The 11,936-nt window shown below is 32.8% G+C and carries 11 protein-coding genes and 1 tRNA gene; 3 read left to right on the plus strand and 9 right to left on the minus strand.

Annotation, left to right across the window (positions count from 1 at the left end; all coding sequences use genetic code 11):
* Positions 1-56 precede the first annotated feature (56 nt).
* The 9 genes from AC0L3M_RS10350 to AC0L3M_RS10390 form a co-directional block, all read right to left on the minus strand.
* Positions 57-818: a hypothetical protein gene (locus tag AC0L3M_RS10350; protein ID WP_473430690.1), complete on the minus strand. Its 762-nt coding sequence runs from the start codon at positions 816-818 to the stop codon at positions 57-59.
* Positions 819-931: 113 nt separating this feature from the next.
* Positions 932-1,111 (minus strand): hypothetical protein, encoded by a 180-nt coding sequence (locus tag AC0L3M_RS10355; RefSeq protein WP_028283267.1) that lies wholly within the window; start codon positions 1,109-1,111, stop codon positions 932-934.
* A gap of 423 nt (positions 1,112-1,534) precedes the next feature.
* Positions 1,535-1,608, minus strand: a tRNA-Asp gene (locus tag AC0L3M_RS10360).
* Between the two features lie 73 nt (positions 1,609-1,681).
* Positions 1,682-2,611 carry a DUF58 domain-containing protein gene (locus tag AC0L3M_RS10365; protein ID WP_473430691.1) on the minus strand — a complete coding sequence of 310 codons (930 nt, stop codon included), beginning with the start codon at positions 2,609-2,611 and terminating at the stop codon, positions 1,682-1,684.
* Positions 2,611-3,156, minus strand: coding sequence for a ClpP family protease (locus tag AC0L3M_RS10370; RefSeq protein WP_145004010.1), 546 nt, complete (start codon positions 3,154-3,156; stop codon positions 2,611-2,613). Before AC0L3M_RS10370 ends, AC0L3M_RS10365 begins: the two co-directional genes overlap by 1 nt.
* Positions 3,157-3,308: 152 nt before the next feature.
* Positions 3,309-3,626: a thioredoxin gene (gene trxA, locus AC0L3M_RS10375; RefSeq protein WP_145004013.1), complete on the minus strand. Its 318-nt coding sequence runs from the start codon at positions 3,624-3,626 to the stop codon at positions 3,309-3,311.
* 196 nt (positions 3,627-3,822) lie between these two features.
* Positions 3,823-8,214 (minus strand): DNA polymerase III subunit alpha, encoded by a 4,392-nt coding sequence (gene dnaE, locus AC0L3M_RS10380; protein WP_473430692.1) that lies wholly within the window; start codon positions 8,212-8,214, stop codon positions 3,823-3,825.
* Between the two features lie 148 nt (positions 8,215-8,362).
* Positions 8,363-8,812: a ferritin-like domain-containing protein gene (locus tag AC0L3M_RS10385; protein ID WP_292948100.1), complete on the minus strand. Its 450-nt coding sequence runs from the start codon at positions 8,810-8,812 to the stop codon at positions 8,363-8,365.
* A 189-nt stretch (positions 8,813-9,001) separates the two neighbouring features.
* The gene (locus AC0L3M_RS10390) at positions 9,002-9,694 is read right to left on the minus strand and encodes a DUF6252 domain-containing protein (RefSeq protein WP_473430693.1); all 693 of its coding nucleotides are present in this window, start codon (positions 9,692-9,694) and stop codon (positions 9,002-9,004) included.
* Between the two features lie 143 nt (positions 9,695-9,837).
* On the opposite strand from AC0L3M_RS10390, the gene AC0L3M_RS10395 reads away from it, so the two are divergent.
* The 3 genes from AC0L3M_RS10395 to AC0L3M_RS10405 all read left to right on the plus strand — a co-directional run bounded on the left by AC0L3M_RS10395 (position 9,838) and on the right by AC0L3M_RS10405 (position 11,896).
* Entirely contained in the window at positions 9,838-10,341 is a 504-nt protein-coding gene (locus AC0L3M_RS10395; protein WP_145004023.1) for a 30S ribosomal protein S16, read from the plus strand.
* A gap of 68 nt (positions 10,342-10,409) precedes the next feature.
* Positions 10,410-10,940 (plus strand): ribosome maturation factor RimM, encoded by a 531-nt coding sequence (gene rimM, locus AC0L3M_RS10400; RefSeq protein WP_145004026.1) that lies wholly within the window; start codon positions 10,410-10,412, stop codon positions 10,938-10,940.
* Positions 10,941-11,182: 242 nt separating this feature from the next.
* Positions 11,183-11,896 carry a tRNA1(Val) (adenine(37)-N6)-methyltransferase gene (locus AC0L3M_RS10405; RefSeq protein WP_473430694.1) on the plus strand — a complete coding sequence of 238 codons (714 nt, stop codon included), beginning with the start codon at positions 11,183-11,185 and terminating at the stop codon, positions 11,894-11,896.
* The last annotated feature ends 40 nt before the right edge of the window (positions 11,897-11,936 follow it).

Here is an 11,936-nt window from a genome sequence, read left to right on the forward strand (position 1 = left end):
ATCGTTTATTACATAAGCATAAGTCGAAGCATCCTCTGATAACAGTTTACTACTTTTTAAAATTTGATTATACTTATCAATAGCAAGATTGTAATCCCCTTTTTTCGATAAGTCGAAGCTATATTTACGTTAGAATAGATTTTGTAGAAATAATTATCCTTTAGTTTATTACTACTATTAATCGCTTTGTTGTGATATTCTATTGAGTTATCATATTGCTGAAGCTCTCCTGATATTATACCAATAAGGTTATATAATGACCATTCTGTATCTACATTATAGTCGTTTTTTTGAAGTTTATCAACAACATTAATAGCCTTAATTACATTATTTTGGGCTCCAATATAATCTCTTTCAGACTCTTGGATATTAGCCATATTTAATAAAACTGCAGCATAATTTTTAAAATCCTCTAACTTATCATAAAGCTTAACTGCATTAAAGTAATAATAATAAGCACTATCAACTTTTTGTGTCTTACCATAAGAGTAGCCTAGATTATAGTATGCATTTGCTATTGATACCGAATCTTTTATTTTTTTAGCAAGAGATAAATTATCAAGGTTTATTGATTTGATATTATCTATTTGCCCATCAATAATGTATAAAAAAGATAAGACCCTTTGACTATTTAATAAAGTAGAGTCACTATCCGTTTTAGCAGATAATGTAATTGCTTTTTTAGCATAGGTAATTCTATCTTCAGTAGTTATTTGATCATTTTTAGCTAAGTTTCTGTAATAGTATATTGAGTCGGAACTCTGACTAAAACCTAGACTAGCAAAAAGTAAAATTACTAATGGAAAATATTTTATCAATCTATTTACAAAATTAAGGTAAAACCAAATTTAGGATAAAATAGATAAATATAGGTATACATAGCACTGATAATTTTTCAATGCTTAAAACACTATGCCAATAAAACAATAGACTATCCTTGAGATGGTACTTTATCTTTTTTGATACCATTAGTTGCAAGCAACTTAATATCTACTTTTTTAACTTCAGTATTAGAATTTTCTTTATTTGGTGTTGTATCGTTTAAAGCGCTTACTCCAGTTAATAATACGATAGAAAAGATTGCTACTAATGTAATTTTTAGGGATTTCATAATAATAATTATTTAAGGTTAATTTTGAGTTATATATTAATTTTAAAATTTAAATATACTAACAGTAAGCTAATACTATAGCTTACCAAAATTACACACTAATTATTTGTATGTCCAAGAAGATTAATTAATTAGCTTTAATAGAGGTAATATTTGAGGGAAACTTTTAAAGCCCGACGAAAATATCATAACATAGAGTAAAAGTAGTAAATAATTCGATGAAAAGCAAATAACATAGACGAAGTGACCTAAAACAAAAAAGCATCCCAATTTTCTAGAAGAAAAAAGGAAAGCTTTCCATCGGTTCAAGCTATTTGACTAGCTTTCTACCAGTTTGATAGACTACTACATCTATCAAAACAACACAACTAAATTTTATTGCCAAAAAAAGCTCCGATAAATCGGAGCTTTTAGCAATTTTCGCGGTCTGGACGGGATTCGAACCCGCGACCTTCGCCGTGACAGGGCGACATTCTAACCAGCTGAACTACCAGACCGTTGCGTTATTGCGAGTGCAAAGATACACTTCTTCATCAATGTCGCAAACTTTTTTCACTTTTTTTATTTTTTTTAAATAAATTTTTCACGCTCGATCATATACGTAGTCAAAATTTTGTCAAACGCCTGATTTACATCAGCATTAACGTATTTAATCTTGTATTGCAGACATTTCATTTTTAAATCATTAAAATAATTTAAAACTTCGTTTTTATAATTATCCTTCACTTGGTCTGCATATAAATTGACGTAGTCTCCAGTTTCTATATCAATAAATTTTTTGGGCTTATTATTAAAATCAAAAGCAACTTCCTTATTTTTATCATGCACATGAAACAAAACCACCTCATGCTTATTATGTTTTAGATGTCTTAAAGCTTCAAATAACTTCTCTTGATTTGTTGAAGCCTGAAACATGTCTGTAAACACAAATATTAAAGAGCGTCTGTGTATCTTCTCTGCTATTTGATGCAAATACACATAGGTATCTGTTTGTCTAGTCCTAGGGTCTGCTTTAACTGCTTCTTCTAATTGATGGATTAGCATTTGATGATGACGCTCGCTACCTTTTTCTGGTGCGTAAAAATCGTATGCATCACTATATATGCTTAATCCTACAGCGTCTCGTTGCTTTTTTAAGATATGCATCAAAGCTGCTGAGGCTAACGCAGAAAAAGCAATCTTATTTAAATTTTCTAAAGCGTAGTTGTCCATTTTTGGATAATGCATAGAACTACTATTATCCAAAATAATATGACAACGTAAATTAGTTTCGTCATCATACCGTTTGGTATACAGTTTATCTGTTTTAGCAAATAGCTTCCAATCTATATGACGTGTACTTTCACCTTGATTATAAATTTTGTGCTCTGCAAACTCTGCAGAAAAACCATGAAACGGACTTTTATGCATACCAGATATAAAACCCTCGACCACTTGTTTTGCCAAATGTTCGAGGTTTTTAAATCCACCTGCTTTATTAAGTTCGTCTTGTAGTTTCATTACTCAGCTATACCATCAACAATACCATAAGCAACAGACTCATCCGCTCCCATCCAATGGTCACGATTAAAATCCTTCATTACTTTATCATACGTTTGACCACAGTTGTCTGCTAAAATATGAGCACTTAGCTCTTTTGTTTTAACAATTTCTTGAGCTGTAATTTCAATATCACTCGCTTGACCACGTGCACCACCACTTGGTTGATGTATCATGACTCTTGCATGTGGTTGAATAAAACGTTTTCCTTTTGCTCCAACAGATAGTAATATTGAACCCATTGATGCTGCTAGTCCTGTACATACTGTAGAGACGTCACTTTTTAAACTTTTTATGCAATCGTACATTGCAAATCCTGAGGTTACATAACCACCTGGACTATTAATGTATAATGTAATATCTTTTGTATCTAAGCTATCTAAATACAGCAATCTATCTATAACATGCTTTGCCGATTTATCATCTACCATTCCCCAAAGAAACACTTTACGCTCTTCTAAAAGCTTAGCATCAATAGCATCTTGTACTTTTATTGTTTTACTCATTTTTTATAATTTTGATCGTTTAAATCTTAAAGTTTAATATCACTATACAAATAAAGCCTTTAATTTTTTTAGGCATTTATTATAGTTTCAACTAAAGTAAAAAAGGTTTGCCATTACAGCAAACCTTTTATCAATACTTTAATAACATTGACTTATAATAAAGCGTCTAATGCTTCAGCGTAAGCTGTTTTTGGTGCTACACCTACCTGACGTCCTACTACTTCACCATTTTGAAATACTAAAACCGTTGGGATGTTACGTACACCATATTTTGCTGCAAATTCTTGATTTGCATCTACGTCTACTTTTCCTACGATGGCTTTACCTTCATACTCAGTACTTAATTCATCGATGATTGGTCCAACCATACGACATGGTCCACACCAAGCTGCCCAAAAGTCAACTACTACAGGCTTATCGCTTTTTAATACTGTTTCTTCAAAGTTTGCATCTGTGATTTCTAATGCCATAATATTATGTTTTAATTGTGTTTTACTACGTGTTAATATGCAATATTAGTCAAAAATATTACCAAAGCTTACAACCAAACAATTTGTTTTAACTATTACTGCATTGGTTTGGCTTATGCTAGAATGAATTACAATTTAATCCATACTAGACTTTTACTAAATTAAGGTTTTAACCTTTACAATTTACAAAAGTTTTTTATTGATTAATTAAATAATGAATCTGTTGCTCTTGTAACTCATTTAACAACTCATTAGTCACTTTAATTTTTTGTTTTCTACTTATCATGGTTAGCTTAATTTTATCTCTATTGTCATAGACTAAAAAGTTTAGTGCATGATTACCTGGATGCATGGAGATTAACTCTTTTAAATACTGAATTTTCTCTGCTTCCAACTCTTTAATATTTAGCTGAATTGATATTTTACGGACGTTTTTTTCCATAACATCATGCAGCAACTGAAAACTATTAAATTGTAATCTAGGTTCACTTTTTTTACCAGTATCTCTATTAACCCATCCTTCTCTAACAAATGCTTTAACATGAACAAATGTATTTTGTAACAAAAAGGGACGATGTTTTAAATACTCTTCTCCAAATACCCTAAACTCAAAGGTGTCTGTATAATCTTCAATAGTAAATAATGCCCAACCTTTACCTTGTTTACTAACACGATGTTGTACATCTGTTACTACTCCTCCAAAGGTAATTTCTTTGTTAACATGCGGATTAAGATCATGAAAATCAGAGATTTTACCATTACAAAACGATTTCATTTCTGTTCTAAAATCATCCAAAGGATGCCCAGAAATATAGACACCAACCACCTCACGTTCTCTGGACAATTTTTCCATTGTTCCCCAAGTTTCGCACTCTGGAATAATAGGTTCTTCAATTTGCACATCACTCTCACCTCCAAACAAACTAACTTGTGCCGAATTTTCGTTTTCTTGATGCTTAGCTCCATATTTAATTGCTTTTTCCAAAAAGGTCAACTCGCTACCATCTTTAAAAAAGTATTGAGCACGATGTGTGTCTCCCAACTCATCAAATCCACCTGCAAGCGCTAAGTTTTCAAAAGCTTTTTTATTAGCTGCACGTAAATCTATACGTTTAGCTAAATCAAAGATTGACGTATATGGTCCATCTTCATTTCTATTATTAACAATAGTCATTACTGCACCATGTCCAACACCTTTGATGGCTCCCATTCCAAATCGCACAGCATTGTCTTTATTTACAGAAAATTTATAATAAGACTCGTTAACATCAGGACCAAGTACTGGTAACTTCATACGCTTACACTCGTCCATAAAAAAGGTCACCTGCTTAATATCATTCATGTTATTAGACAGTACAGCAGCCATATATTCTGCTGGATAATGCGCTTTTAAATATGCTGTTTGGTATGCAATCCAAGCATAACACGTCGAGTGGGATTTGTTAAAGGCGTAACTTGCAAATGCTTCCCAATCCTTCCAAATTTTTTCTAACTTTTTAGGATCATGTCCCTTTGCACTAGCTTGCTCAACAAATTTTGGTTTCATTTTGTCCAAAACCGCAATTTGTTTTTTACCCATTGCTTTACGCAAGACATCGGCTTCACCTTTTGTAAAGTCTGCCAACTTTTGTGATAAAAGCATCACTTGCTCTTGGTATACTGTAATTCCGTAGGTTTCTTTTAAGTACTCCTCCATTGCTGGTAAGTCATACTCAATATCCTCATCACCATGTTTTCTGCGTACAAAACTTGGTATGTATTCCATTGGACCAGGTCTGTACAGTGCATTCATTGCAATTAAATCGTCAAAAACGGTAGGCTTAAGATCCTTTAAATGTTTTTGCATTCCTGGAGATTCATATTGAAAAACACCAACTGTCTCTCCACGCTGGAAAAGTTCATAGGTTTTAACATCGTCCAAAGGAAAAGTGTCAGGATCTAAAACTATACCATGTTTAGCCTTCACAATTTTTACAGTATCCTTAATTAAGGTTAACGTTTTTAAACCCAAGAAATCCATCTTAAGTAATCCTGCATCCTCTACTACAGAGTTATCAAATTGGGTTACATATAAGTCTGAATCTTTTGCTGTAGATACAGGTACAAACTTAGTAATGTCGTCTGGTGTAATAATTACACCACAGGCATGAATACCTGTATTTCTTACAGAGCCTTCTAAACTTCTAGCAAGGTTTATTGTTTCGGCTTCTAAATTATCACCTTCCGAAATATTAAAAAGCTCGTTAATTTTTTCTAAATCTTCAGCTCTAAACTTTTGGCCTAATTCCTTTTCACTTAAACCAAAAATCTTTTTTAATTTAGACATGGTCGGAATTAACTTCGCGATCCTATCTGCATCAAAAAGCGGTAAATCTAATACACGTGCTGTATCTCTGATACTACTTTTAGCAGCCATAGTACCATAGGTAATAATTTGTGCTACTTGATTACTTCCGTATTTATCTATTACATAATCCATGACACGACTACGACCTTCATCATCAAAATCGATATCAATATCTGGCATACTTACACGATCCGGATTTAGAAAACGCTCAAAAAGTAAGTTATATAATAAAGGGTCAATATTTGTAATCCATAAACAGTAAGCTACAACAGATCCTGCAGCACTACCACGTCCTGGACCAACCGAAACATCCATTTTTCGGGCTTCGCGTATAAAATCTTCTACAATTAAGAAATATCCAGGATACCCAGTATTTTCAATTACTGAAAGTTCAAAATCTAATCGTTCAATAACCTCATCGGACAGCTCTTCTCCATAACGTTTTTTAGCTCCAACATAGGTTAAATGCCTTAAAAAAGCATTTTCTCCTCGTTTTCCTCCATCTACCTCATCATCGACATGCTTAAACTCGTCTGGAATATCAAACGCTGGCAATAATACGTCTCTAGCAAGCTCAAATCCTTCAATTTTGTCTACAACTTCTTGGATATTGGTAATCGCTTCAGGAATATCTCTAAATAATGCCTTCATTTCTTCTGAAGACTTAAAATAATATTCTTGATTTGGTAAACCGTAACGGTAACCACGACCTCTACCTATTGGTGTTGATTGTTTTTCGCCATCTTTAACACACAATAAAATATCGTGTGCATTAGCATCGCTTTGTTTTCCGTAATAGGTATTATTAGTTGCAACAAGCTTAATATTGTGTTGATTAGCAAACTTGATTAACGTTGGGTTTACACGATTTTCGTCCTCTTGATCATGACGCATGAGCTCTATATACAAATCGTCTTGAAATAAGTCTTTCCACCAAAGCAACGCTTCTTCAGCTTGACTTTCTCCAACATTTAAAACCTTACTGGGCACCTCACCATATAGGTTTCCTGTTAAGCAGATTAAGTCTTCACGATACTGCTCGATTAATTTTTTATCAATACGTGGTAAATAGTAAAAACCATCAACAAACGCATGCGACGATAGCTTAGCTAAATTGTGGTATCCGTTTTTATTTTTAGCAATTAGGACAATTTGATACCCATTATCCTTTCTACTTTTATCTGTATGGTCTTCGCAAACAAAAAACTCGCATCCTAAAATCCCTTTTATTTCTTTGGCTTTAGGTGTTTCTCCTCTCGCTTCTGCTTCTGCATTTTTAGCTTTTATCGCTCTATTATGACCGTTAATAGCTTTTACAAAATGGAAGGCTCCCATCATGTTTGCATGGTCTGTAAGTGCTACTGCAGGCATATCTTGCTCTGCTGCCAAATCAACCAAATCAGTGATACTAATAGTAGATTGTAAAACTGAAAATTGCGAGTGATTATGTAAATGAACAAAATCTACAGATTGCAGATCTTTGATGTTTTCTTTAATTTCGGCAGAAGAAATCTCGTTTGTATTCTGCTTTTGTAATTGCGCTTGGATTTTAGCACTTTCCTTTTTAAGGTTAATGTGCTTTAATCCAATAAGCTGTATGGTTTGCGGATTAGCCTTATTAAAATGCTCAAAATACTCTGGCTGAACGTCTAATTGCTCTTTTGTATATTTTTTTAATCTTATTAACTCTAAAAAGCAACGTGTTGTCGCTTCCACATCTGCTGTTGCGTTGTGTGCCTCTGCAAAAGGTTGATCAAATAAAAACTGATGCAACTCAGTTAAAGTTGGCAACTTAAATTTACCATAACGTCCACCTGGAATCTCGCATAACTCTGCAGTCTGCTCTGTACAAGTATCTAAAACCGGAAGTTCTTGCAATGGGTTTTCTACGCTTTCGCGAACAAATTCCGCTCCCATAATATTTAAATCAAACTTTACATTTTGACCGACTACATACTTGGTTTTACTAAGAGCAACATTAAATTTTTCTAAAACTTCAGATAACGGAATCCCTTGTTGTTGAGCTAATTCTGTAGATATACCATGGATTTTTTCAGCATCATAAGGTATATTAAAACCTTCTGGTTGTACTAAATAATCCTGATGCTCGATACAGTTACCCATCTCATCATGTAATTGCCAAGCAATTTGAATACATCTAGGCCAATTATCTGTATCTGTAATTGGTGCATCCCAACGCTTAGGTAATCCTGTTGTTTCGGTATCAAATATTAAGTACATGCTGTGATTTCTTTGAAGTTTGTGCTGAAAAATACGAGCCTATAAAAGTACATAGAATTTATAATTCTTTAAAGCGAATTAGCAAACAGTTGTAAACAAAAAAAGCCAACATGTAAATGCTGGCTTTTTGTAAAATATAATTATGCATTTATGAGACTAGCTCTTCATGCACTTTTTCGGTATTAATTGCTGCTTGGATAGCGTTTCTATGCTTAGCAATTAAGCTATCTATGGTTGGTGGCAAATTATTTTCTTTTAACAATTTGTCATATTCCTCAAGACTAGCTTCCTCACCTTTAATTGCTTCTTCTAAGATTGCTTCTTCATTATTTGAAGTAAAGGTTGATTTTAAGCTCATCCAATTTCTGTGCATGGTTCCTTTAAAACTTCCAGAATCTTCAGGGATTTGTCCATATTGCAAGATTTCGGTTCTTAGTTCTTTTGCAAACACGCTACGCTCTGAGGCACGTCTTTTAAAAAACATTTTTAATTCATTATTATCTACGTTATCAATTGCATTTAAATACCCTTTTTCGGCATCATAATTTTTAATTAATAATTCGTTTAACTTGTTTGAAATTTTTTCGCTGTAGTTCATAATATCTTTGATCATTTAAATTTCAATATATTTTTTAAAGATGCATATTGTTTGACATCTACAATTACAATATAACATAAATGACAGCTGTTGTCAAGCGATTTAACAGGGTTTGTGATAGCCTTAAGAGTATTTAACAAAAAAAGCCAACGCTAATGCGTTGGCTTAAATATTATAATATAAAGGTGATTAATTAGTACAATCTCCTAAATCATCTATTAAATCTTGTATCGATCCATCTGTATCACCACATTGTTGCTTTTTATTCTCTAATGCAGTTTTATAAAGGTTACATACTTGCGGATAATCTGCAGACATAACATCTACTGCTTCGTAATTAGTTTGAGTGGTCAACGCTACTGCTGTTGCATTTTGGCAAGCCACTAAAGGATCTATCGTTACCACTGTTCCGATGCTTAAAATTGGCACATTGTAAAAATACCCTTTATTAAAATTTTCTGTTTGTGTACCAGAACTATCAAATACGTTAAAAGTAAACGTTCCAGAAACGGTTCTTTCAATAATATTAAAATCAGAAATATTTATTTTACCATCTGCAGGATACACTTGTAAATCTGGGTCAGGCACGTTATTAGTTGAATAAAAATCACCAAACTCATTTTCATAAGTTGCAGATGATGTTGTATTACCTAAAAGGTACAAAGTCTCGGCAGTATCATTTGTTTTAAGTATTATAGTCTCTAAACCTCTAATACCAGTAATTGTTAAATTTCCTGAGCCATCAACATTAGCTCTGTAGGTTGTTGCTTCCCATAACTCGCCATCATTATATCCTATAAATGCAGGATTATTAAAGACTAGATCCTCACTACAAGATGTCAAGGTTAATAATACAACTAATAAAATTGTTATTTTTTTCATTATCGTTACTTTTATACAAGACCAAAAATAGAATAATTTATTTTATTTGACAGAATTACTTTAAAAAGTTGAAAATTAAAAAAATATAGTATCTTTGCAGCTTATTAATAATAGAGGTCGCGTACCTTACAAATTAATTATTTATGCCAGTAAAAATTAGATTACAAAGACACGGTAAAAAAGGAAAACCTTATTACTGGATCGTAGCAGCAGATGCTAGAGCAAAAAGAGATGGTAAATACCTAGAAAAATTAGGTGCTTACAATCCAAACACAAACCCAGCAACTATCGAAATAAACGTTGATGGAGCTGTACAATGGTTACAGAATGGTGCACAACCAACTGACACAGCAAAAGCAATTTTGTCTTACAAAGGTGTTATGCTTAAAAACCATTTAGCAGGTGGTGTTAGAAAAGGTGCTTTAACAGAAGAGCAAGCTGAAGCAAAGTTTACAGCTTGGTTAGATGAAAAAGCAAGTAAAGTAGAAGCTAAAAAAGACGGTTTATCAAAAGCGCAAGCTGATGCTAAAACTAAAGCTTTTGAAGCAGAAAAAGCAGCTAATGAAGCTAGAATTGCAGCTAACGCTCCAGTTGTAGAAGAAGCTCCTGCTGAAGATGCAAAAGCATCTAACGAAGAAGAAGAATAAAAATTAATTTTTATACTTTTAAACTCCGATAATTTTTATCGGAGTTTTTTATGCAAAAAACTTTTGTTATGGATATTAAAGACTGTTTCTTTTTAGGTAAAATTGTTAAAAAATATAGTTTTAAAGGCGAGCTCCTTATAAAACTAGATACTGATGAGCCTGGACTTTATGAAAACTTAGATTCTATGTTAATAGATTTACGTGGTTCATTGGTTCCGTTTTTTGTTGAAAGCTCTCAATTACATAAATCAGAATTACTTCGTGTAAAATTTGAAGATGTCGATACCGAAGCTGATGCTGATAGTTTAATTAAAAGCAACATATACTTACCACTAAGCGTTTTACCAGAATTAGAAGATGATAAATTTTATTTTCATGAAATAATAGGTTTTAAAGTTGAAGACAAAAACTTTGGAACTGTTGGTATTATAAAAGCGGTTAATGACAGTACTGCACAATCCCTATTTGAAATTGACAGAGATGGTATTGAAATTTTAATTCCAATGAATGATGAGTTTATTTCTAAAGTGGATAAACCAAACAAAACTATTTTTGTAGATACACCAGAAGGCTTGATTGACTTATATTTAGAAGATTAATTTTTTTGTACTGAATTTATTTTTAGCCTAAATCTAATAAATAATGAGATCCTGAAACTAGTACAGGATGACGTAACCTAGCAGTAAGTCTTTTATAAATAATCTAACAAAATCATAGCTGTTATTTAACCTAAGTATTTAATAGATTTGCAGCTTACAAGATAACCTAGGTCATGCTGAATTTATTTCAGTATCACATCCAAAACTAAAGAAATCCTACATCACATTTAGGATAACGTCATATGAGCAAGCCTTTTAAATTTAAACAATTTACTGTACAACAAGACCAATGTGCCATGAAAATTGGTACTGATAGCGTTTTACTTGGTGCTTGGTCACCTTTAAACACCAACCCATTTGCTATTTTGGATATTGGTGCAGGAACAGGTATTTTAGCTTTAATGCTTGCACAACGTAGTCAAGCGGAAGTTATTGATGCTTTAGAAATTGACGAACAAGCTTATGAGCAATGTGTTGATAATTTTGAAACTTCGGTTTGGGCTGATCGCTTATTTTGTTATCATGCCGATTTAGCTGAGTTTACAGAAGAAATTGAGGACAAATACGACTTGATTATATCCAATCCTCCATTTTATGCTGAGGATTACAAATCTGACAACACACAACGTGACTTAGCTCGTTTTACAGATGCCTTACCTTTTGATCATTTAGTTACTTGTACTGCTCAACTATTGTCTGAAACTGGTATTTTTACGGTTGTTATTCCCTTTAAAGAAGAGGCTCACTTTATAGACCTAGCGTCTAAAGTTAATTTGTTTCCTAATAACATCTTACATGTTAAAGGAACGCCTACTTCGGATGTTAAAAGAAGTTTGCTAGCGTTTTCTTTCCGCGAAAGCGAAATTAAAACTGAGACTTTGATTATTGAAACCTCAAGGCATCAATATACTGATGATTATATTGCTTTGACTAAAGATTTTTATCTTAAAATGTAATTGGGTTTGGTGGTTTATTAGAGACCCTTCGACTGCGCTC

This window comes from Olleya sp. KJ81-1, assembly GCF_055808135.1.